This is a genomic window from Vibrio sp. MOR3 (genome assembly GCF_001557775.1).
In the GTDB taxonomy this organism is placed as follows: domain Bacteria; phylum Pseudomonadota; class Gammaproteobacteria; order Enterobacterales; family Vibrionaceae; genus Vibrio; species Vibrio jasicida.
Window position 1 is genome coordinate 151,983 of the sequence record NZ_LNRD01000010.1, and the last position, 22,533, is coordinate 174,515.

The following is a 22,533-nucleotide window of genomic DNA, read 5'->3' on the forward strand; positions in this document are numbered from 1 at the left end:
GATTACGCGGTTTCTCCCAGTTTAAACTTCATGGTTTGGATGGATTGATGTTTTGCAGGCTGCTCATAAACAGACTGAACAAGATAAAGAGGACGTTGCTTGGTCTCGACAAAAATGCGGCCAATGTATTCGCCTAAAAGGCCAATCGACAGCAATTGCACACCGCCCAATGCAAGTTGGACGACCATCATGGATGGGTAGCCAGTGACAGGCTCACCAAACACAACGGTTTTCATCACAATGAATGCACCATAAATAAAAGCACTGACCGCCACTAAGGCACCAGCAAGTGTCGCTAAGCGCAAAGGGCGAATGGAAAACGAGGTAATGCCGTCCATTGCAAGGCCAATCAGCTTGAGGTAGTTCCACTTGGTTTCGCCGCAGAAACGAGCATCACGCTCAAACTGCACCGTCACTTGCTTGAAACCAGGCCAAGAAAAAATGCCTTTCATGTATCGGTTACGCTCTGGCAGCGCATTGATGTGTTTGACCACTTTTGCGCTCAGTAGACGGAAATCGCCCACGTTCTCCGGCACATCCAATTTCGCCATGCTGTTAAGCACTTTGTAAAAGCAAGCGGCCGAAAAGCGTTTGAACCAAGTTTCACCGTAGCGTTCACTGCGCTGCATATTCACCACGTCATACCCTTCACGCCATTTTGATACCATTTGCGGAATCAGCTCCGGCGGATCTTGCAAGTCGGCATCAATCACGATCACCGCTTCACCTTGGCAGTGTTCCAAACCCGCACTCATGGCGGACTCTTTGCCGAAGTTACGGCTTAATGCAATACAACGAACGTCGCTAGAAGATTGAGAAAAGCTTTGCGCGATCATTAGGCTGTCGTCTTTGCTGCCATCGTCGACATAAACGATTTCGCAGCGTTCTGGCATTTCATCCAAAACGGCGGCTAAACGACGATGAAATTCAGGCAAGACTTCTTGCTCGTTAAAGAATGGCACCACAACAGACAAAACTGTTTTAGGCTCAGTGTTTTGGCTCACCTTTGAAAAGGCTGCAGCGTGAATGTTGAAGGTTGACATGCTACTCTTCCACTAAATCCGATGAATGAATCCAGTCTACAAACATCAATGTGAAAGAGATGTTGTTGACATCTTTTTCACGTTCTTAGTGAATAATGTTCGGTTAAGACGAAGTCTTATTTTCGAAAACCCGCCCACTTGGAGAGAAATACATGAAACGCGTACTTTTAGTCGAAGATAATCGAGAAATCGCAGGCATGTTGTTCGATTATTTTGAGTGTGCAGGTATGGAACTCGATTATGCAGACAACGGCGAGCTCGGCCTGAAACTGGCGATGGAAAACACCTTCGACATCATCTTGCTCGATCTCATGTTGCCACGCATGGATGGCCTGACCATGTGTAATAAACTTCGCGATGCGGGCAACAACACACCGGTACTTATGCTGACCGCACTTGATAGCCGTGACGATATGCTCAAAGGCTTCCAACACGGCGCCGATGACTACCTGACCAAACCTTTCGATCTGGATATTCTTGAAGCGCGCATGATGGCACTGATTCGTCGTTACCGTGGCACTGTCGCATCGAGCAAGTTGGAATACGGTGAAGTGTCTATCGACCAAAAAACGCGTAGAGCGTACCGCCAAGATAAACTGCTGGCGCTCAATCCCACCACTTACACCATTCTGGAAATGCTTGTGAAAAGCGCACCAGACGTGGTGACGCGTGAAGAAATCGCCTTCCAACTATGGCAAGAGAACGAGCCGAACAACGACGTTCTGCGCAGCCACATTTACCAACTGCGTAACCAACTTGATAAGCCATTTGAACAACATGTGCTGATCACCGTACCGAAAGTTGGCTTCCGCTTGGAGACAGGTGCATGATCAATCGCTTACTTGCTAGCACGCAAAGCACACAAAGCATGACAGGGCGGCTCGCTCTGTTTTTCTCTTTTGTGTCGGTCGTGATTGGCATCTTCTGCTTTTTGTTGATTACCGGCTCCCTGCTTTGGTCTGAAGACCGCGTGGGCGAGCGTCGTATTATGGTCGACAAAAAAGAAGCGATTGAACATTTCCAGTCCCACCCAGAGCAAGGCAGTATTCAGCTTGACCTGCTCACCACCGCATACAACGACATCTCATTGGTTGCCGAGCGCTACCAAAAATACCTGATTGGTCAAAAGCACTTTCTTGATGAAGTAGAAGACGGTGAATACTCGCGCATGGTTTACATGAGCACTTACACCTACAAAGGCGTTGAACATCCTGTGATTCTGGTTTCCTTGATTGATGAAATCGAGATCACCTCAGAGGAATTCATTCTCGTCGTCGCTATGGTGTTATCGATTGTCGCCGTGCTGGTGTTCCTGTTTGGTAGTCTGTTGCTGCGCCTATCACAACGCTTGATTGAACCCGTCAATGCGCTTAAAACCCAACTCGATCATCACCAAGGCGATGCCACGCAAACTTTTAGTGTGCCAGAAGGCTCGGCCAAAGAGTTCCAAACCCTTGCAGATGAGTTGAATGAATATCGCCACAAAATCAACCAAGTCATCAAGCGTGAGCAAGCCTTTGCACGATACGCAAGCCATGAACTGCGCACACCATTAACCGTAATGAAAGGCTCAAGCAGCTTACTGGCGAGAAGTGCGAACACGGATTTTCAAACCCGCCAAGTGAACCGAATTCAGGATGCGACGCAGCAAATGTCGACCATGGTGGATGCCCTACTCGGCTTAGTGCGTTATGAACGCAATGCGGACGATTCACCGGTGCGCAGTATCACCGAAGAAGAGCTGAAACAAATCATCTTCCAAAGCCAAGCTCAGGCGGATGAGAAAGCACTCAGCTTTGATGTACAGATCGACGGAAACCCAAAAACGCGCGCGACCAATGCTGTGTTGACCATTATTCTTGGCAACCTGATTCGCAACGGCATCGCCGCGACACCATCGGGATCAATTCATATCAGCATGGGGGAAAACACCATCTCGGTACGTGATGAAGGCGAAGGCTTTTCGACCATTCCACATTCTGATGGGCACGGATTGGGTTTGATGATTGTGGATGATTTATGCCAGCGTTATGGCTGGCAATTTAAGATTGGTACACATCCAGAGGGTGGATGTGAGGCAATGATTGATCTTGCGTCAGAGCATCAAGAGGCTTGCTCAGAGTAACTTCCTCAGCACTTGATTAAATTAAGAGGTATCTCATTGGCTCAGTATTAAAACGAGCAATTCGATACCTCTTTCTATCGTCTGTCGACCTTTCGCGGTTAAATAAAGTCTTATGCCGTAAGCGCAGCGAGTCGATTGAATGCCTGTGATGCCGATTCCGACGCTTCACACACAGAAAACACATCTTCGATAAAGCACTTCAACGCTCTAGATTCAATGGCTCTGATTGCGGCTTGCTGCTCGTCCGATAAGTAACCGTAAATGCTCGCCGCACCAAAGTCGCCGAAGATCATCTCACCTTGCTCATTCACCAAAGTATTGTGCGCATACAAATCGCCATGGCACACCTTGTTGTCGTGCAGGTGATTAAATACGTCCACCATCTGCTCCACAATAGAATTGACTTGCTCGACTGTCAGTGTAAACCCTTGTGGGAATGTATCTCGGGTGCAGGTTTCCAACGTTGGCGGCAAACCTAAGTTGTAGTAACTGTTTGGGATCAGCTCCATCAGCAACGCCAGTTCATCGCCATCATCGACTTGTGCGATGGATTTCACCAAATTGTTGTGATGCCCTGCTTGCAAGCATGCTTCAAGTTCATCATGTGGGTAACCATCACTAGTCACTTCGCCCTTAAACACTTTTACCGCGACTTCATTCGGGAAGTCGTATTGAGCATCAGTCCAGTTAGCATGAGAAATCACGCCACTCGCACCTTGGCCGAGAACATGATTGAGCGAGTAACTGTTTGTGGTCACTCTCGGCACACTATTTAGCGACGATGGGTGTTTGCAGAATGGGTTACCTGCAAAAGCAAACCACGCCAACTTAGGCAGCTTCATCAACACATCAGGGAACTGCTCTAGCTGGTTCGCAGAGAGACGAATCAATTCCAAATTAACCAAGTTTTCCATGCTATTTGGCAGTTGCTTGATGCGATTGCCCGCCAGTGCAAGCTTTCTTAGGCGCGGTCTTTCACCCAGACTGTTGGGAAGAACTTCAATCTCGTTATCGGTCAGAATAAGCCAACGTAGCTGAGTGGGTAGTGAGGCTTCACTCACCACTTTGATCTTGTTGGTTTTAAAGCCAACCATTTCTAGGTTTGGCAACTTGCCTAATACTTCAGGCAAATGGGTGAACTGGTTATTAGAAGCAAAGATGATTTTTAGCTTGGTCAACAGTTCCAGTTCTGGTGGCAAATCTGACAGTGCGTTACCAGATAAATCTAACACTTCAAGCGTTTCTGCAAGCTCTAAAATTTCCATAGGAAACTCAGTTAGCCCTTCCGCCAACTTCAGTTGTTTCGTTCCTACTAATTGTCCTGTTCGTAATTGTTCTAGAGTTTGCAAAACCAAGCCTTCTGATTGAGTTGAAATAAGCGGCGTAGTTTACGTGTCTTAACCTTGAAAGGCGAGGAACGTTAAGAATGTCACAAAGAAAAAACACTCAAAAAAGGACATCAACTGAAACAGGGCGTGAAGAAAGGTTGCCACTTTAACAAGAAGTCGAATCCGGCTACCGCTCAAACACAGACTTTTGATCTGGATTTAATGGCGTTACACTACGCGCCCTTTTGAACGGCAGGTCGCGTGGTTGGACACGTCAGCAGTAGCATGAAACTCTCTGAAAGCCCGATAACTCAACATAACTTTTACGGTCACACCTTTTTTCTTAAACGTGATGACATGCTTCATTCTCACTTTTCGGGCAACAAAGCACGTAAATTTATGGCGCTGATGGAAGCGCAAAATAGCCAAATCAAAACACTCATCAGTTACGGTTCAGCTCAATCCAACGCGATGTATTCCCTTGCCGCTCTGGCGCAAATCAAAGGCTGGAACTTCGAGTTCTACGTTCAACATATTCCGTCTTGGCTTAAAGACTCCCCTATCGGCAACTATCGAGGCGCGCTCGATTTAGGTATGAATATCACGGCGATGCAGGACATCGAGTCCACTTTGCATCCAACCGAGTATATCGAGCAAGTACGTGGGTTGGACGACACAACCTTGGTTGTCCCAGAAGGCGGAAAAGCGACGATTGCCGAAGCCGGGGTAAAACAACTGGCGCGTGAACTGCTTGATTGGACACGCCTTGAAGGCAAAAAACAGTTTGCCGTAGCGTTGCCATCGGGAACAGGAACCACCGCGTTGTACCTGAGTAAACACCTCAAGCCACATGGAATCGAAGTCCTTACCTGTGCTTGCGTAGGGGATGCCGACTACCTGACTGAGCAATTCAATACACTGGAAACTGAAAACCATCCAACCATACTTTCGGTGCGCAATAAACACCATTTTGGCCGTTTATACCAAAGCGACTACGAAACCTGGAATGCCTTGTACGACCATACCAACCTCGAGTTTGACCTGCTTTATGATCCTTACATGTGGCAATGTTTGCAGCCGTGGTTAGCAGAAAACGGAGACAAAACGCTCATCTACATCCATCAAGGCGGGTTGCTTGGCAATGAGTCCATGCTGCCGAGATACCAAAGAGAGTTTGAACAAGCTTGTTAGTACTTCTAATAAGCCACTGCGTGATTGAGTGATTGAGTGATTGAGTGATTAGCAGTTATTGGTTATTAAGCTTTCGTCAATAATAACCAATAATTAGCGCTTCACGCTTTACTAAAATAAACCTTAAATATATCTACCCTCCCTTCGCATTAATAATATTTATTGCATCACCTCCTCGCCTTAAAAAACATTATTATCATTAAATACCTTACCCTGCGTGACTTTCGTTCTGACTATAGATTTAGTAAGTAAGCAAAAGGAATTGGTTGTTTTGTCTATAGTGCGTTCTTTTATTTGCCGCTAAGCTATCACCAATTAAATTCAAGAGGCGATATTAATGAAGCGTCCAACATCAACACGTGTGAGGGGAGCTGGCTACGCGCCACTTATCGACCCAGTAACGTCTTCGTCAAGTAACCGCTCACGCACAAACTACTCATCAACGTCAAAGAACGCGACTCAAGCAAGCTACGGTTCGGTCGTTAGCAACGGTCAATCTCAAGCCGAGGCTGGATTCGAATGTCGAATAAAAATTCATGCTCCCAAAGATGACTTAAATACCCTGCAGTCTGGTGTTTTTTCTTTAGCGAAAACACAAAATGAACCGTTGATAAAACGCTGGAGCAAATTGGAGCAAAATCAACCATCACTCTGCACGGTGTTATCTGCCGAATGTTTCGAAGCCGAAGACAAAACCCTTTTACATGAACTTTTTCAAGACATCGGCCTGAATCAAAAATTTAAAATCACCCCCAAGCCAGTTGGTAGTGAATATATTAATGCTGAGTTCTTACCATTTATTCCAGCGGTAGAAACCAAGGGGTTATTAGGATGGGCAGCGCAAGGTTATTACTATTATTTCCATGATGGGAAGCTAATGTATGAAATGGCGATCCTAGGGAATGATAAATTCTCTTGGCAAGTGACGGCTTCTACGGCCAACGGCATGACAGATGAGCTCATTAGCCCAAAAACGTTTAACATGATACTCGCCCCTGTCGCTATTGAAGGTAAGAAGGCAGCAGTGCAACATATTTTCTATCGTCGCGAAAAACTCACCAATGACGCGCTTGCAGAAATCAACCAAACTTGGCTCGATCAACACGCCACTTTAATCGATATTGCTGCACTTAAAGCTGTGGGGAAGCAGCCTTTGCTGCCACGAACCAAAGCAGCCACTGAATCGGACATTAAACCCGTCCACATAAAAAATCATAAGGTGAGAACAAAAGACGACGGAAAACAAGAATGGTGGACAGACATTGCTCCTCTCTACGGTTTGTCAGCAAAAGCGCTGCTCAAACTCAATCCGACGTTTGAAAGTGATCCTATTTCATTAAAAGTTGGCGATGTGCTAACGGTCAACATTACGCAGCCGGCTCAAGCAACGGGCAATTCTGACCAAAGTTGCCCACAGAACGACTTCATCGTCGGGCATGCCTATCCGCTTGGGGATATTTGGGGAAAATATTCAAAGCGAGATGTATGGGGCGAGTATTGCGGTGCAAACCAACCATCAACCGTCATCAATATCTTTAACCATTCCAACTTGTCACAGAATACACCTGTGTTGAATGTACAGAAGGTGGAAAATCGGTTGTTACGTGTGGCCGTTTCTTTTATTGAAGACGACATACAACTGACGCATATAACCAGTGTATCAAAGGCTTAACGGCCGCCAGCTGCGCTCGAACAAAGCGCCTAACCAAATGCCAATACGATAAGAATCAGCCTATCGTCGCCTGAATTTAAAAAAGTGAACACGTTTATGTACGGTGAAAATAACCAACCGGCTTCTTCTTCAAGCCAAGCAAAAAAAAGAAAGAATGACGCGTCTCACCATTCACAAGAAGGCGCTCCGACGAAACGATTACGAGACGTTCAAAACTTAGCGAAGTGGAACGAGTTCCAACTCAACTGGCAAAACCACGTTGAAGAAAATGACTTGGCAATCCAAGACAGACCGCCAGAAGCGCTGATTCGTTTTAACTACCGTTATGTCGTTAACGACAACACCGGCGCATTGAAGTACGAGCCAGTCACCGTCGATCAGGTTTTAAATAACTATGATGAGCTAGAACGCGTTTATTATCGCCGACAAATCAATGACCCAAGCCCAATGCAAACTCGGCAACAAAGCCGCGATTCTGCTTCGGAAAGCATGTCTCAATTTGATATTAAGATCCCACCTCAATCCAACTCAGGTACCGCGTTAATGGTACCTTCTGTCGGAATGCCGGAAGAGTTTAAATCCAAAGAAAAGCTGCAAGAGCTGTATTGGTACACTGAGGGGATGAGTCGCCCCGTCTATCTGTTCGTCCACCAAAGTGAGCTGAACTTATATCAAGAACAAATGGGGACACTACTTCAAGCCGCTGGCGTAGGTTTGGTTGGGTGGTCATTCGAGTCCGGTACCGTTGGTTTCGGTGCAACAAGAAAAGCTGTCGTGGATTTTTGCAAACTCAACCACCTTAAAAAAATCACCATGATGGACTGCAACGTACTCATGTCTGAAATGGATCTTATCTCAGCCGCAGAAGAGGCGACATCAGAAGTCAAAGACGATACCACGCTGTATATTGCACTTGGCGTCACAAGTGGTGACACCTACGAGAAAGGCGCAAAAGCACCAAACAGCTTGCTCAATGAAGGGGCAGTAAAAGGCCGACCAATCGAACAGTTCACTATGCTCAACCGCAATGTGTTGTTTGACCCTGCATTTATCTCTTCTTCAGAAGATATTGATGTCTCCAACGAAATGAAGTTCTTCAACAGCATTGATCAGCAAAAATCCATTGCGTTAAAAGATCTGAAGCTGCACCAAAAGCTCGATGACGAACTCGAAAGTCAGTATCCAAGAATCAACAAGCTGCGATTAAAGGCAACATCCAACGTTTACAATGACAAGTTTAAAGCGCATCTGACTCAAATATCTGAGAACGAAAAAAACCTCGTCATTCAAGTGAAAACTGGTACAAAACCAAACGTACAAAAGCATAACGTGACGGTTCAGGCGTTCAGTGAATACATCGCCTCAACGTTAGGAAAAGATCCTCTGCGTATTCAGTCTCTCGTTATTGAAAAGATGTTGGTGAAGTACAAAGACATGAGCATGGGATCTGGCTATCAGTTTGAGCCGGAAGGGTTGGATGAGACGAATGCCGCACTCTATCCATATGAAGAGTCGAGTCATACACATGACGAAGCGTAAGCCATAATAAGACGTGTTTCCCTTGGCAGGCCGATAGCGCCAAGGGAGATGGATACAAACTCATACTGCTCGCGTTGTAGTGTTTGTTTCTTCCTGAATTTGTCGATAGTAAGGGGGTTATATTCGTGCTAAAAACGCTTTTCCATGAATAACAAATCCCAGATCTCGCCATCAAAAGAACGTTCTCCTGATTCACGCGACGTCACTTCAAACCCAAGAGATTCATAACAATTCTTCGCGACAGTATTACGCTCAAAGACCGCCAACGACAAGACTTGAGCATGATACTGAGTTTGAGACAGTTCGATGAGTTGCGTGAGCATGACTTTCGAAAGACCTTTCCCTCGAAAATCATTGGAAACAAAAACACGACAAACTCTAAATTGGGATTGAGACTCTTTAAACAGCTCAACATAGCCAGCCTGCTTCCCGTCACAAACGAGCATAAACGGGAAGACTTCAGGTTTCGCGCAATGGAGGCTAATCTGTTGGTGGTCTAGAGGGAAATTGAAATTTGGCCCACCCCATTGATAGTTCAGTTGCTCTGAATCAATCCAACGGGTGAGTGCCTCGTAATCTTCCTTTTCAAATGCTCTCAGTTCCATCTTCATCTCTGCCATGTTCCACCGTAACAATTGTCTACGACTGCGATTGTGCTATTTAATGAGCCCTAAGATCTCTTTAAACTCTGGTGCTCGGCAATCTTCTACCATTTCATACAAACACATTTCTACGCCTGTTAGGCCAACGCCATTCGCAGTCAGTTTTGCAAGCGCGAGCGCTTTGTTGGCTGGCGTTCGAGAAGAAACGCAATCCGTCACCAGTTCCACTTTGTAACCCATTTGCCGCAGCGACACCGCGGTTTGATACACACAAATGTGCGCTTCGATACCACAAACCAACCAAGTATCGACTTTGGCGTTTTCTACCGCGAGTTTGAATGTCGGTTCTTTGCAACCATCAAAGGTATGCTTTGCAATCGCCAAGTGCTCTTTCGCTAATACTTCACGAATCGGTTCTACCGTCGGGCCTAATCGGTCTGGGTTTTGCTCAAGCCAAACAATAGGGAGCTTGAGAGCCTTTGCGCCCTTGACTAACTTAGTCGTACTTTCAATCAGCGCTTCGCTTTCGTGCATTAGCGTTGCCAGTTTACCCTGCACGTCGACAACAATTAGACCCGTGGTATTCTTCGATAACATTCTCATCTCCTATGAGCGACAAGAGCATAACTCTGCTCAAGCATTTGAATATAAAGAATGTACCAGAAGCCCAGCATAATCAGATGAGCAAATTCGCAAAATTATTGTCCGCTCACGCTATTTGAATCGCTCTCGAAACAGTTCGATTAACACTTTGACCTTGTTGGGTAAAAACAAATTAGACGGGTAAATCAACGTCAGATGTTGTTTAGGGTGCGTGAACTCTGGCAATACTTCGACTAACTGGCCGTCTTCTAAAGCTGGCTTAGAGTGCACTTGCGGGATAAAGGCGATGCCGTTACCTGTAATCGCCATTAACCGCAGCAAGTTCAAATCGTCCGACCTAACCGCCACGTGCAATTCTGGATCTAACAATCCGGCATTGTATCGGTTAGTCAGCAAACGATGATGCTTTAAATCGTCCATGCTTTTTAGAGGAGGATGGGCATCTAAATAAGCTTGGGAAGCGACAAAGTGACTGCGGTAAGGCAATAAGCTGAACTGAACATAGCTGTCATCCGAGACTTTCGCCACGCTCGGTAAAAGCTGAAGATCAAACGCTTGTCGCTTAAGATCGACACTCTCTTGGTGGTTCTCAATCTCTACCGACATCTCAGGGTAACGGGTCGTATATTCGTTAATGATCGAATTAAACGCCGCCGAGCTCATCAATGCAGAGGGAATCGCAACACGCACTTTACCCGTCAACTCTTGTTGGTATTCATGCATCACATTCAAACCTTGTTGAATGTGCTCTATGGGTTGCCCCACCAGCTCAAACAGACGCTTGCCGTGCTCGGTCAACTCAATGGTTCGCGTGGTTCGAATCAGCAATTGGCAGCCCAACGCTTTCTCTAATTCTTGCAAACGTCGGCTCACTTTAGAGCGTTGTAACTGGTTCGCCTCTGCCGCAGCACTGATACCACCGTGCACGACGGTTTGGCTAAACAGGTGAAGATCATCAAAACTAACGTTCATTGTCCTACTTTTAGGTCATTCATGCGCTTATTGTCATTCTACTGAATTGTGACCAAGTTCTCTATAATCGTCTGTCTAATTTGCTTGCGAGCACCATAAATTCAGGTATCTATTATGACGGCAGATCATAAATTCAAACACTGGATGCGAACACTTATTGTCCTGTTCATTGTACTATTTTTCTACATCATCATTGCGGATCGACACGCACCAATCACGACCGAAGGGCGAGTCCAAGGTTACGTGGTGCAAGTTGCACCAGAAGTTTCAGGTAAAGTGACCGATGTGCTGATTGCCAACAACCAGTCTGTACACAAAGGCGATGTGCTGTTCACCATTGATGCTCGTAAATACAAAATCGCTTTAGAACAAGCGCAGCTTTCACTGCAATCCGCTTACGAAAAAGAAGCAACACTGTATTCGCAGCGGGAAGCTGCACTGGCAAACATTGCTCGTGCTCAAGCGACTTACAACAACGCGCACAGTGAGTACTCACGTCTACAAAAGTTGTCGAAGCAAAAAGTCATTTCTCAATCCAACTTAGACAGTGCCTACGCACAAAACCAAGTGTCACGAGCTGCGCTCAAAGCAGAACAACAAAACTTGAAAGTGATTGAAGCACAACTTGGGGACAAAAAAGGCCAAAGCACCGCAGTACGCATTGCTCAAAATGGCATTGAGAAAGCTCAACTCGATCTAACTAATACCGCAGTTCTTGCTCCAAGTGACGGCGTAGTAACTAACCTGCAATTGGAAGTCGGCACCATGGCAAACGCCAACATGCCATTGCTTACCTTTGTACCAACCGGATCAATGTGGGTTGCTGCGGATTTTCGTGAGAAATCGGTAGCGGGCGTCGACAACAGTTACCACGCCATGGTTGCGTTTGATGCTAACCCAGGTTCAGTTTATGACTTCGACCTATCTAGCCGAGATTACGGCGTGGCCGCTGCTCAGCAAACCCCAAATGGCGCACTGACCAAAGTCGAAGTGAACAACCGTTGGGTACGTGATGCGCAGCGCACTCGCGTGAACCTGACCAGCGAAGAAGCACTGCCTTCCTCTCTGTTCGTTGGTTCTCGTGCCACCATCGTGCTTTACCCAGACAACAGTCCGTTTTGGGCGTTGATGGCACAAGTTCAAATCTACCTTGCTAGCTGGTTCCACTTTATCTACTAGGCGGCTGCGATGAAAACCTTACGTATTTGGTTTGGCTGCTCAATGGGTTTGGCGTTGAGCATGATCTTTGGTTGGTCTTACGGTTTCTTTGCCGTCATGCTGCCACTGTTCGTGCTCGGTCGTATGGACCACTTCAGTCTGCCACTCGTCTTGATGGTGTTGTTCTCGGCGGTTTGGACCACGGTTCAAGCCACCTTTATTCTCGAATACTTACAGTTCCATCCCACTCTGATGTTCGCGGCAGTAGGCATTATGATGCTGTTTAAATGCATTGCGATGATGAACCCAAAAACCTACTTGTTTGGTTACATGGGGTTATTGGTTGGCTCGATCGTACTGAACTTCGCGAGCTACGATTTCATGGATATCGAAGAGTTCAACGTCAACCTTTGGGTGATTTCGTTCAGCAATATCTTTGTCTGTGCTCTCGCCTATTGGCTATTCCCAGAGCCAGAATCAAAGATCTTACAAACAGAAATGACTACGCCAGTAAAAAGCGATATCGACTACATCAGCCAAGTAGCAATGGGCTGGGTGGTAGCAATGGCGGCGTTTTTGGTGTTCCAAATAGGTGATTTGTACGACTCACTTTCGGCGCAGGCGTCGATCCTCATCATCCTAACGCCAATGACATTGGCAGGCTCAATGGCCATGGCGAAAATCCGCATCATCGGTACAGCGCTGGGTTGTATCGCGGGTATGGCGGTGCAGTTAATCTTGGGCAGTTGGTTTGGTCATGGACTGTTGTTCTGGCTGGCGTTTACCATCGCTATGGGGCCATTCTGTTTGTGGTTAACGAAAGGACAAGTCAAAGCCGCCATTGCGTTCTCGGCGATGTCTGCCCTGTCTGTTCCACTGACCACGTCATTGGTGCCTGAGCAGAAAGACGCGTTCTTCTCCATCTTGTACCGATTCAGTTCGATATTCGTAGCGGTAATGCTTACCGCAATGGTGATGTGGGTAGTACACCACTGGATTCGCGTGATGTTATTGAAGCATCCAGAGATGAAGAATGTGGAATTGAATTGACGGAAAACGAGAAACGAAGTATGCCGCTCACCTTGCTGTTAGCGGCATTTTTATTTAGAACCGGTCACCCTGAACGAAGAGTAACGAAGTGATTCAGGATCTACCCAAAGAGTGCTATTAAGTCCTGAGGTTATCGCCATTTCCCAGCGAGTTGTTAGCAGATTCCTAGTCTCGTTTAGACTCGCTGGAATGACCCAACTTTGGATACAGACCAAATATAAAAATATCGCGAGCAACGTATCTACCAACGTCCGTCATCCTGAACAACGAGGAACGAGGTGATTCAGGATCTACCTACATAGTGCTGAGAAGTTCTAAGATTATCGCCATTTCCCAGCGAGTTGTTGGCAGATTCCTAGTCTCGTCTAGACTCGCTGGAATGACCCTGTCTTAAGTTTCTGTATCGAAGATAAATTTCGATACTAACTCGCCAACTCTCTACTAATGGACAAAGGGCTTTCCTTAAAGTACACGGTGTTAGAAAACCCCGTTTCCTTTTTCCGTTTTGCTTAGGTTATGTGGCACTAAGACTGAAGTGAACTCATCAAACTCAAGAGCGATTGTCGCTGCTCATTAGGAAGTACTGCAAATAGCGTTGCCATTTCACCAAAAAACTCAGGCCCCATCGAGGAAACCAACCCTAGCCCTTGTTTTGACAACGATATTTTGACTGAGCGCTTATCAACTAAGTCATGTTTACGGACGACGAGATCTTTTGCTTCTAAGCGCTCCAATCGGTTTGATAGTGCGCCTGATGATGGTAGCAATGTCTGCTCTTTGAGTGCTTTTGCCGTCAACTCATAAGGTTCCCCAGAACGATACAATGTTGCAAGAACATCAAATTCAGAAGGATTAAGCCCATGTTTTTTGCAAAAGTGGCTTCTTGCATCAGAAAGTGATGTACCGAATCGAACGAATAACGTCACAAGTTCAATGATGTTTCCGTCCAACTCTTTGTTTATTGATAGCCACTGATCAGCAACTTGCTTGCTCGTCATCTTCAAAATAATGAATCCATGTAATAACGCTCTGTACTATTTTATTCTCGTCACTTGCTACTACTTTGCAATAACCGACAACGCCATCTCTTAAACGTCATCTTTGAATCCAAGTAGAGAAACTCAAGAATAAGGCCTAACGTAAATAGTACCATTACTAAAATTGCGAGAACATCTACGGAAAAGGCCATGAGTGCTTTAATCATGGCTTTAATTAAATTCATCACCTTCATTGTCCATCACCTCCTAATTATCTGAGACTAAACCTTCTTCCTTCTCAACTCCGGATCCACTAGCACTAACTTTAGAATCAAAACCTACTGTCAAAAGAAAGCCCTAGCCTTCTAAAACCACCACCAGAGGATCAAAGAAAAGATCAACAGAGGTGACTTTACGCTTACTTTATGTTTAAGTAAATTATGTTTACATAAACATAATCACAAAAATGCAGTTGAAGGAGAATCATGAAAATCATATTAGCGATATTAGCCCCCTTACTTTGGGGAACGACCTACGCTGTTGTTTCATCGGAGTTTGTTGGTTGGTCACCGTTCGCGCTAGCAGTATGGAGAGCCCTACCTGCTGGCTTCATCCTATTGATTTTAAAGCCAACAATGCCCAAGTTATCAGAGCTCCCCGCTCTATTTCTGATTGGCTTCCTTAATATCGCGTTATTTTTTGGCTTATTGTTCGCTGCGGCGTTGAGACTACCGAGTACTTTGGTTGGCGTGGGAATGATCGCCTTGCCTGTTGTGAGCTTGGCAATCATGGGGATCGCGCATCAAGTCAAACCATCAATGATCCAATTGGTGTCGGCATTTGTGCTGATGGGGTGTTCTGCTTATCTATTCTTGACCAGTCACGCGCCCATCAGCTTATCAGCGGTATTACTCTTGGTTGGCGCTATGACTGCATTGATTGCGGGAAGTGTCGTTGCTAAACATGTGATGAAAAAAATCCATTGGTGGAAATTACTGACATGGAAACTCATCTTTGGCGGCATCATTTTATTACCTCTCGCCTATTGGGATGTTTTTTCGGGTGGAGCCGTCGTCGCACCTTTAGTCCCAAAAAACTTTGAACAATGGCTAGCGATGGGTTGGATTATTATCGGATTAACCTCTGTAGCATACGGGGCTTATGTCTATACCATCCCTTTAATTACAACGAATGAGCTCAGTTTCTTTGGCACCTTTAACCCAATTCTGGCAATGATCTTAGGCGTCACGCTCATGGGAGATTCACTGACTCACGTGCAAACTGGTGTGATGGTATTGATGGTGGTCAGCAACTTGATTGCTCAGTTCTTCGAGTATCGTAAGAAGCTCCCGACCGAGCAGGAAGTGATTAATTATTAACGTCTGCGATTTTCGTGATTTTATAGAGAGAAAACCCAAGACCCGAACTCTTGGGTTTGTTGTGAACGACATAATTCCCAACAACCTCCATCCAGAACTACAAGGAACGAGGTGATTCAGAATCTACCTACCGAGTGCTGTTAAGTTCGAAGGCTACGGCCATTTTCAAAGCGAGTGGTTAGCAGATTCCTAGTCTCGCTTAAACTCGCTGGAATGACCCAATCTTGTATACAAACCAAATAGTTGGCTATGTGAGTAACGTATCTCCCAACGCTTGTCATCCTGAAAAACGAGGAACGAGGTGATTCAGGATCTACCCACTGAGCGCTATGAAGTTCGGAGGCTATCGCCATTTTCCCAGCGAGTGATTAGCAGATTCCTAGTCTCGCTTAAACTCGCTGGAATGACCCAACTTTGGATACATACCACATATAAGAACATCGTGAGCAACGTATCTACCAACGTCCGTCATCCTGAACAACGAGGGACGAGGTGATTCAGGATCTACCCACAGAGTGCTGTTAAGTCCTGAGGCTATCGCCATTTTCCAAGCGAGTTGTGAGCAGATTCCTAGTCTCGTCTAGACTCGCTGGAATGACCCGACTTGAGTTAGTTGCGTCGAACCTAAGTTCTGATATTAGCCCGCCAACTCTTTACGAATGATCTCTGCGCCTGCGCTGAGTGCATTGAGCTTCGCAGTTGAAACTTCGCGAGATAGAGGCGCCATGCCGCAGTTGGTGCATGGGTAAAGTTTGTCCGCGTCGACGTACTTAAGCGCTTCGCGCAGTGTTTCTGCAACCTCTTCTGGTGTTTCAATCTCGTTGGTTGCCACATCAATTGCGCCAACCATCACTTTTTTGCCGCGGATAAGTTCTAATAGTTCGATAGGTACACGCGAGTTGTGACACTCAAGTGAGATAATATCGATATTGGATTTCTGCAGCTTCGGAAATACTTCTTCGTATTGTCGCCATTCAGAGCCCAATGTTTTCTTCCAATCCGTGTTGGCTTTGATGCCGTAACCATAGCAGATATGTACAGCCGTTTCGCATTTTAGCCCTTCGATAGCACGCTCTAGACAGGCAATGCCCCACTCGTTCACATCATCAAAGAACACATTAAATGCGGGCTCATCAAATTGGATAATGTCGACGCCTGCCGCTTCAAGCTCTTTGGCTTCTTGGTTAAGGATCTTTGCGAATTCCCAAGCCAACTTTTCACGGCTACCGTAGTGATCATCATACAGCGTATCGATCATCGTCATTGGCCCCGGTAGCGCCCACTTGATCGGTTGTTTGGTTTGCTGACGCAAGAACTTCGCATCTTCGACAAACACAGGTTTGGTTCGGCTTACTGGGCCAACAACCGTCGGTACACTCGCGTCATAGCGATTACGAATGGTCACCGTTTTGCGGTCCTCAAAGTCTACGCCGTTTAGGTGTTCAATAAAGGTCGTCACAAAGTGTTGGCGAGTTTGTTCACCGTCACTGACAATATCGACCCCTGCTAATTCTTGTTCTTGCAAAGAGACACGCAGCGCATCGCGTTTGCCATCAATCAGTTCTTCACCTTGTAGTTTCCACGGTGACCAAAGCGTCTCTGGTTGAGCCAGCCAAGAAGGCTTAGGTAAGCTGCCCGCCGTTGAAGTCGGTAATAGTGTTTTCATCGTCATTCCCTTCTAGATTCTCGTTTCGATTACGCGTAATTTGCAGACCATTGCTCAAGGATCGCTTGATAAGGTTTGATGAAGTGCTCCTCAGCAAACTTCCCTTGCTCTTTCGCAAGCTGACTGCGCTCTTCGCGGTCGTAAACGATTTGGGTTAACGAGTGATCGAGATTCTTCAAGTTCGGTTGGTAACACTGGCCGGCTACCGCGTTTGCGTTGTAAATCTCTGGGCGATAAATCTTTTGGAACGTCTCCATGGTACTGATTGTGCTGATCAGCTCTAGGTTTGAGTAGTCATTCAACAAGTCACCGAAGAAGTAGAACGCCAACGGAGCGACACTGTTTGACGGCATAAAGTAGCGCACCTGTAAGCCCATCTTTTTGAAGTACTGTTCGGTCAATGACGATTCGTTTGGCTGGTATTCAAAACCCAACACTGGATGCTGGTTGTCAGTACGGCGGTAAACCTTGTTGTCCGACACACTCAAGCAAATCACTGGCGGCTTTTGGAAATGTTGTTGGTATGATTCCGACTTCACGAACGCTTTAAACAGCTTGCCGTGCAACTCACCAAAATCAGCAGGAATGCTAAATTGAGGCTGGTCTTTGTTGTGGTCTAATAGCAGAACGCTAAAGTCGTAATCGCGCACATAAGAAGAGAAGTTGTTACCGACAATACCTTCGATACGTTCGTTGGTTTTGCGGTCAATAATGTTGGTTTTAAGCACTTCGATCGAAGGGAACGCTTCACCACTGCCTTGAATATCCATATCCACAGAGATGATTTCCAACTCGACACTGTAACGATCGCCATTTGGGTTATCCCAATGTGCCAAGGCATTGAAACGATTGTCGATCATGCACAGTGCATTACGAAGGTTATTTTGGCGGCTGTCACCACGAGCTAGGTTGGCAAAGTTGGTCGTGATGCGCGTGCTGTCTGATGGTTGGTAGTTCTCATCAAAACGGATGCTCTTAATAGCAAAATTGAAATCGTTATTCATGGTGAGTTGGTATCCTATTTCCTTAGATAAACGCTGACTGATTCCTAACTCTGTTCTTGGGGATGGTTGTGTTTTTTGATTTTCCCAATCGTCAGTATGTGCAGCGTTTACTTCGAAAATTCAGTTCAAAAACAGCTGTCACAGTGCCTAACACCAGAGCAGTCTGTTTTTTATACTTGCTTCGTTACTTGAATAACATTGGTAATACTTCACGTTGAACATGAAGGATTTTCATGGTTTGAGAAAAATGATATTACAACGCAGCAATTCATGAACCACAAACTTACATTTGGACAATAACGAATCAACACAGGTATGGCAAACTCACTTAACTCAATGTCTAGTTTGTCGGGTACGGATTAGATTTGAGAGGGCACGATTTACGTGGAGAGGTTGCTCAAGTAACTGTAACTTAGATATTTTGTGGCGAGTATACACATAATTTTTCCGGCACAAATCGCAAAAAATTTAGTCTTTCATTTCAATAACTTGATCTTATGCATGGAGTTTCAATAAATCTAGATGATAAAGTAAGTATTAGCTATAATAAATGAGGCATAAATGTGAGCGACACAACAACAGTCAGGCTATCATGTTTTGGTTTGATATCTTCTATTGAACAAGATCTACGTGACTTTATACTTCGAATAACTGAACAAGTAGAAAGCCTCCCAAAAGACATACAAGACAAAGTAACTGAACGCTACTTAAGAGACAACGAGCAAGAAAAAAACTGCTCTCCAGAGTTGGTCGACCTTCTCCAGTACATTGATTTTTCAGATACTCAAAAAATACTGCATAAGCTTAAAAAAAGTCAGACGTTACTTAGTGAAAACCTCATCGTGTTCATATGCGACCATCTTGACCAACTTTCACCCTGCCGTAACCGTGTTTGTCACAGTAGACCTTTAGAATCTACTGACTTTTTCGAACTGCGACAGTTTTCGTCAGAATTAATTGAAAAGTCTCCCCAAAATACATTTAGACAGATTAAAAATGTCCTCAATAACCTCGACAATCGGGCATACCTCTCCACAATTAGCACTCCGAACTCATGGGATGAGAAAAAGAAACAAATTTTCCACAATTTACCAATGGTTGAGTTCGATGATACTGGATTTCTAGGGCGAGAAAGCGATAGAGACTCTATAAATAAGTTATTAAATTCAGACACTAGAGTTATCACAATTGTGGGAGAAGGCGGTATTGGCAAAACGGCTCTGTCTCAAAGATGCTTATATGACATGCTTGATTTATGTGAAGAATATTCAGATGAATCCCCAAGATTTGAAATCATAGCTTGGGTTACACTTAAAGCAAATGAACTTACAGTGAATGGTGCAAGACAGATCAATAACGCTATCACTGACAGTATGGGACTATTCCAACACGTAAGTAACTTTCTCGCGACTGAAACTGAAAGTATGGATGACATGCTAGATGAAATTTTGGCTTATATGAGAGAGTTCAAAGTTTTACTTTGCATCGATAACTTAGAGACTATATCTACAAGTAAAATTCGACATTTTTTAGCTAACATTCCAAATGGCTCTAAAGTGTTGATAACAACGCGTATGGCTTTAGGTGAGTTAGAATTTCGATATAAATTAGACAAACTAGATAAAAGATCTTCTGTAAATCTAATTAGAAACATGTCTAAAATATTAAACGTAAGTGATCTTGTTAAGAAAAATAACTCTCAGCTGGAAAATCTTTGTATAAAGCTATTCAATAATCCTTTATTAATCAGGTGGTATGTTCGTTCATATGCTTATGGTGCAGACCCGAAAAAACTAATTAATAAAAGCAGTGACAACTTTAAAGATGCATTAAGTTTTTGTTTTGAAAATCTATACGAGAAGTTGACCGCCGATGAAAAGAAAATAATATTGGTTATTGCTTGTATAGGAAAGCCGTTGACATTAGTTGAAGTAAGATTCTTTTTGGATGATATGCATAATATAGCTTTAGAAGAAGTAATCCATAGATTAAGAAACTCTAGTATGTTGATGTCATCAGACGATGATAAATTTGACGAAACAAAGTTTATTCTAACTAACGTAGCTGAAAGCTATCTGAAAAGTATCAACGCTATAACAAAAGACATTTATAATCTAGTCAAAGAAAGAAGAGCAAATTTAAGAACTATAATTGCAGAGCAAGGCGTATCAAAACACACCTATGAATTTGACCCTAAAAATATCGTTTGGGATACAAACGATCAGAAAATATGTGCCACGTATTTAAGTGCCGCACTGACTCTTTATGCCAACAAAAAGGTTGAAGAGGCGATTGAGAAAGTAAAGCAAGCTAAAGCTTTAATGCCCGACTTTTCTGAATGTTATCGTATACATGGCTATATTTTACAAAAAGATCAACCATGGTTAGCTCAAACAGAATATGACACAGCTATTGAGTACAATGAACAGTCAATGATAGCGAGGTACTCATACGCTAAGTTTTTAAATAGTGAAGAACAATACGAAGAAGCTATTGAACATTTACAGTATGCATTAAAAATCGAGCCAAATTCTATACCTTGTAAAAGTCAAATAGCATTTACCTTAAAGGTTATGGGGAACTATGAAGACGCCAATAGAATTTACGATGAAATATTATCCGACAAGAAAATATCGAAGCATAAAAAGTTCAGAATTAGTTTATATGACCAGTCATCCGATTGTCGAAGACGTGCTTCTGAGCAATATATAAACCATAGAGACCAAAGTGAAGCTAAAGTTAACTTATCTAGAGCTATCGACATAATTAGACGAGCACTAGATGAGGATGATTATGATAAGTCAATTATTGATAAACTATGTAAAACTTATAAAGAAAGCGTTTCTTACTATAAGTTTAGTGATGACAACACTGTAAGCATAAATATTTTGTCTATTCTTGATGACAACATTGAAAAATTAGACATTAATTGCTTGAGAGAATTAAAACAACATTTAAATGTTTTGTTAAATATTGACAAAACAGAGAACTCATATAAATTACAGCAGATTTTAATAAAATCTAACTCTCTTCTTACCAAAGAAGTGGGTTCTAGGATTAACGGAAAAATTGTAAATTTGGTTCCTGGTCACTGTGGAATTTCCTATGGTTTTGCTGAAGACTCTCAAAATATCCGATATTTCTTTAGCAGGAGCTCTCTAATGCCAAAGACAATATTAGATGGAAGAAAGGTCGAGGAAAATATCGAAGTTTGCTTTACAACAGGTAAAACAGAGAAAGGATTTACCGCTGAAGACATAGAGATTTTAAACTAAGAAAACAACTGGGCTTACTATTCAAGGATAAGCCCGGTTATTTAAGCCTACTCCCCATCACGCTCAAGAAAAATACGTTTAGGTTGACCAAATTCATCCAGACATTCACAACGCAAAGAATTAGAATAGTGGATAAGTTCTAGTAGGGGAAAAGCCCATAAACAGGGTGTGAATGAGTATTTACTCTGAATGATAATGGTACACTAGGTTTGCCTAATCTTCCTACGCTCGACTAACACTCCCCTTCTCCTTCCCTTTTCCACCACTTTCAACGATACTCTTGCGCCTTATTGTTCAGTTGGAAAACTTCATGCCTCAAGCTAACTCCGTTGTCGTACTCGACTTTGAAACCACAGGTCTGTCTCCGAATATGGGTGATCGCGCGATTGAAATCGGTGCGGTTAAGATCGTTGATGGTGAGGTGGTCGATAGTTTTCAGCAACTTATGAATCCTGGCTTTCGTGTGAGCTCATTTATTGAGGACTACACAGGTATAACCAATAACATGCTGCGCACAGCACCAAGTTGCGATGAAGTGATGGCATCGTTCAGTGAATTTATTGCGGGTGAGAATCTTATCGCGCACAACGCGTCGTTCGATAAGCGATTTCTGGATGCAGAGCTAGAGCGAATCGACTGCGGTTACTCTGGTGAGTTCGCGTGTTCTTTATTGGTGGCAAGACGCCTGATTCAAGACGCACCATCACACAAGCTGGGGGAGTTGGTTCGTTATAAGAACATCGAAAACGACGGCGTATTCCACCGCGCGTTAGCCGATGCACAGGTAACGGCAAAGCTGTGGTTGTTGATGGTAGAAGAGCTTGAACAATCCGGCATTGCAGCGCCAAGCTTTAAGTTTATGCAGACGGTAAGTAAGACAGCGAAAGGAAAAGTGGATCAGCTACTGGCTAAAAGCCGCGCTTAAACCACAAACAAGTAACGCCCAATC

General features: G+C 44.3%; 18 protein-coding genes. 10 read left to right on the forward strand and 8 right to left on the reverse strand.

Going from position 1 to position 22,533, the window contains the following annotated elements; all coding sequences use genetic code 11:
- Positions 1 to 2 precede the first annotated feature (2 nt).
- On the reverse strand, positions 3 to 1,043 hold the full coding sequence (locus ATB76_RS18560) for a glycosyltransferase family 2 protein (protein WP_081094939.1): 1,041 nt from the start codon (positions 1,041 to 1,043) through the stop codon (positions 3 to 5).
- A 152-nt stretch (positions 1,044 to 1,195) separates the two neighbouring features.
- On the opposite strand from ATB76_RS18560, the gene ATB76_RS18565 reads away from it, so the two are divergent.
- Together ATB76_RS18565 and ATB76_RS18570 are read left to right on the forward strand one after the other, a co-directional pair.
- The gene (locus ATB76_RS18565; protein ID WP_061035894.1) at positions 1,196 to 1,873 is read left to right on the forward strand and encodes a response regulator transcription factor; all 678 of its coding nucleotides are present in this window, start codon (positions 1,196 to 1,198) and stop codon (positions 1,871 to 1,873) included.
- The gene (locus ATB76_RS18570; RefSeq protein ID WP_061035895.1) at positions 1,870 to 3,168 is read left to right on the forward strand and encodes a HAMP domain-containing sensor histidine kinase; all 1,299 of its coding nucleotides are present in this window, start codon (positions 1,870 to 1,872) and stop codon (positions 3,166 to 3,168) included. Before ATB76_RS18565 ends, ATB76_RS18570 begins: the two co-directional genes overlap by 4 nt.
- 110 nt (positions 3,169 to 3,278) lie before the next feature.
- On the opposite strand, the gene ATB76_RS18575 is transcribed toward ATB76_RS18570, so the two are convergent.
- Positions 3,279 to 4,517, reverse strand: coding sequence for a leucine-rich repeat-containing protein kinase family protein (locus tag ATB76_RS18575; RefSeq protein WP_061035896.1), 1,239 nt, complete (start codon positions 4,515 to 4,517; stop codon positions 3,279 to 3,281).
- Positions 4,518 to 4,781: 264 nt separating this feature from the next.
- Here ATB76_RS18575 and ATB76_RS18580 point away from each other — a divergent pair, with 264 nt between their 5' ends.
- From ATB76_RS18580 to ATB76_RS18590, 3 genes are all read left to right on the forward strand, one after another.
- Positions 4,782 to 5,687, forward strand: coding sequence for a 1-aminocyclopropane-1-carboxylate deaminase/D-cysteine desulfhydrase (locus ATB76_RS18580; RefSeq protein ID WP_061035897.1), 906 nt, complete (start codon positions 4,782 to 4,784; stop codon positions 5,685 to 5,687).
- A gap of 337 nt (positions 5,688 to 6,024) precedes the next feature.
- Entirely contained in the window at positions 6,025 to 7,359 is a 1,335-nt protein-coding gene (locus ATB76_RS18585) for a hypothetical protein (protein ID WP_061035898.1), read from the forward strand.
- 96 nt (positions 7,360 to 7,455) lie between these two features.
- Positions 7,456 to 8,898, forward strand: coding sequence for a hypothetical protein (locus ATB76_RS18590; protein WP_061035899.1), 1,443 nt, complete (start codon positions 7,456 to 7,458; stop codon positions 8,896 to 8,898).
- A gap of 128 nt (positions 8,899 to 9,026) precedes the next feature.
- Here ATB76_RS18590 and ATB76_RS18595 read toward each other — a convergent pair whose 3' ends face one another.
- The 3 genes from ATB76_RS18595 to ATB76_RS18605 all read right to left on the reverse strand — a co-directional run bounded on the left by ATB76_RS18595 (position 9,027) and on the right by ATB76_RS18605 (position 11,075).
- Entirely contained in the window at positions 9,027 to 9,503 is a 477-nt protein-coding gene (locus ATB76_RS18595; RefSeq protein WP_061035932.1) for a GNAT family N-acetyltransferase, read from the reverse strand.
- Between the two features lie 51 nt (positions 9,504 to 9,554).
- Complete coding sequence (locus tag ATB76_RS18600) at positions 9,555 to 10,097, reverse strand: hydrolase (protein WP_038880579.1); 543 nt, start codon at positions 10,095 to 10,097, stop codon at positions 9,555 to 9,557.
- 117 nt (positions 10,098 to 10,214) lie between these two features.
- Complete coding sequence (locus ATB76_RS18605) at positions 10,215 to 11,075, reverse strand: LysR family transcriptional regulator (protein WP_038880582.1); 861 nt, start codon at positions 11,073 to 11,075, stop codon at positions 10,215 to 10,217.
- 114 nt (positions 11,076 to 11,189) lie between these two features.
- Between ATB76_RS18605 and ATB76_RS18610 the strand changes: the two genes are divergently transcribed.
- Positions 11,190 to 12,254, forward strand: coding sequence for an HlyD family secretion protein (locus ATB76_RS18610; protein WP_061035900.1), 1,065 nt, complete (start codon positions 11,190 to 11,192; stop codon positions 12,252 to 12,254).
- A 9-nt stretch (positions 12,255 to 12,263) separates the two neighbouring features.
- Complete coding sequence (locus ATB76_RS18615) at positions 12,264 to 13,283, forward strand: DUF2955 domain-containing protein (protein WP_042602515.1); 1,020 nt, start codon at positions 12,264 to 12,266, stop codon at positions 13,281 to 13,283.
- 524 nt (positions 13,284 to 13,807) lie between these two features.
- On the opposite strand, the gene ATB76_RS18620 is transcribed toward ATB76_RS18615, so the two are convergent.
- Positions 13,808 to 14,281 (reverse strand): MarR family transcriptional regulator, encoded by a 474-nt coding sequence (locus ATB76_RS18620; RefSeq protein WP_039975335.1) that lies wholly within the window; start codon positions 14,279 to 14,281, stop codon positions 13,808 to 13,810.
- 464 nt (positions 14,282 to 14,745) lie between these two features.
- On the opposite strand from ATB76_RS18620, the gene ATB76_RS18630 reads away from it, so the two are divergent.
- Positions 14,746 to 15,639, forward strand: coding sequence for a DMT family transporter (locus tag ATB76_RS18630; RefSeq protein WP_045422362.1), 894 nt, complete (start codon positions 14,746 to 14,748; stop codon positions 15,637 to 15,639).
- A 637-nt stretch (positions 15,640 to 16,276) separates the two neighbouring features.
- Here the strand turns inward: ATB76_RS18630 and ATB76_RS18635 are convergent.
- Both ATB76_RS18635 and ATB76_RS18640 read right to left on the reverse strand, forming a co-directional pair.
- The gene (locus tag ATB76_RS18635; RefSeq protein WP_061035902.1) at positions 16,277 to 17,305 is read right to left on the reverse strand and encodes a methionine synthase; all 1,029 of its coding nucleotides are present in this window, start codon (positions 17,303 to 17,305) and stop codon (positions 16,277 to 16,279) included.
- 29 nt (positions 17,306 to 17,334) lie between these two features.
- Positions 17,335 to 18,309 carry a DUF1852 domain-containing protein gene (locus tag ATB76_RS18640; RefSeq protein ID WP_061035903.1) on the reverse strand — a complete coding sequence of 325 codons (975 nt, stop codon included), beginning with the start codon at positions 18,307 to 18,309 and terminating at the stop codon, positions 17,335 to 17,337.
- Positions 18,310 to 18,872: 563 nt separating this feature from the next.
- Between ATB76_RS18640 and ATB76_RS18645 the strand changes: the two genes are divergently transcribed.
- Entirely contained in the window at positions 18,873 to 21,584 is a 2,712-nt protein-coding gene (locus tag ATB76_RS18645) for an ATP-binding protein (RefSeq protein WP_061035904.1), read from the forward strand.
- A 310-nt stretch (positions 21,585 to 21,894) separates the two neighbouring features.
- Positions 21,895 to 22,509, forward strand: a complete 615-nt coding sequence (locus ATB76_RS18650) for a 3'-5' exonuclease (protein ID WP_061035905.1) — start codon at positions 21,895 to 21,897, stop codon at positions 22,507 to 22,509.
- Positions 22,510 to 22,533: the final 24 nt, after the last annotated feature.

Bases quoted from the DNA above. Each gene is read 5' to 3' on its own strand.
- ATB76_RS18560 (WP_081094939.1), bottom strand. From the start codon at position 1,043: ATGTCAACCTTCAACATTCACGCTGCAGCCTTTTCAAAGGTGAGCCAA.
- ATB76_RS18565 (WP_061035894.1), top strand. From the start codon at position 1,196: ATGAAACGCGTACTTTTAGTCGAAGATAATCGAGAAATCGCAGGCATG.
- ATB76_RS18570 (WP_061035895.1), top strand. From the start codon at position 1,870: ATGATCAATCGCTTACTTGCTAGCACGCAAAGCACACAAAGCATGACA.
- ATB76_RS18580 (WP_061035897.1), top strand. From the start codon at position 4,782: ATGAAACTCTCTGAAAGCCCGATAACTCAACATAACTTTTACGGTCAC.
- ATB76_RS18585 (WP_061035898.1), top strand. From the start codon at position 6,025: ATGAAGCGTCCAACATCAACACGTGTGAGGGGAGCTGGCTACGCGCCA.
- ATB76_RS18590 (WP_061035899.1), top strand. From the start codon at position 7,456: ATGTACGGTGAAAATAACCAACCGGCTTCTTCTTCAAGCCAAGCAAAA.
- ATB76_RS18595 (WP_061035932.1), bottom strand. From the start codon at position 9,503: ATGGAACTGAGAGCATTTGAAAAGGAAGATTACGAGGCACTCACCCGT.
- ATB76_RS18600 (WP_038880579.1), bottom strand. From the start codon at position 10,097: ATGTTATCGAAGAATACCACGGGTCTAATTGTTGTCGACGTGCAGGGT.
- ATB76_RS18605 (WP_038880582.1), bottom strand. From the start codon at position 11,075: ATGAACGTTAGTTTTGATGATCTTCACCTGTTTAGCCAAACCGTCGTG.
- ATB76_RS18610 (WP_061035900.1), top strand. From the start codon at position 11,190: ATGACGGCAGATCATAAATTCAAACACTGGATGCGAACACTTATTGTC.
- ATB76_RS18615 (WP_042602515.1), top strand. From the start codon at position 12,264: ATGAAAACCTTACGTATTTGGTTTGGCTGCTCAATGGGTTTGGCGTTG.
- ATB76_RS18620 (WP_039975335.1), bottom strand. From the start codon at position 14,281: ATGACGAGCAAGCAAGTTGCTGATCAGTGGCTATCAATAAACAAAGAG.
- ATB76_RS18630 (WP_045422362.1), top strand. From the start codon at position 14,746: ATGAAAATCATATTAGCGATATTAGCCCCCTTACTTTGGGGAACGACC.
- ATB76_RS18635 (WP_061035902.1), bottom strand. From the start codon at position 17,305: ATGAAAACACTATTACCGACTTCAACGGCGGGCAGCTTACCTAAGCCT.
- ATB76_RS18640 (WP_061035903.1), bottom strand. From the start codon at position 18,309: ATGAATAACGATTTCAATTTTGCTATTAAGAGCATCCGTTTTGATGAG.
- ATB76_RS18650 (WP_061035905.1), top strand. From the start codon at position 21,895: ATGCCTCAAGCTAACTCCGTTGTCGTACTCGACTTTGAAACCACAGGT.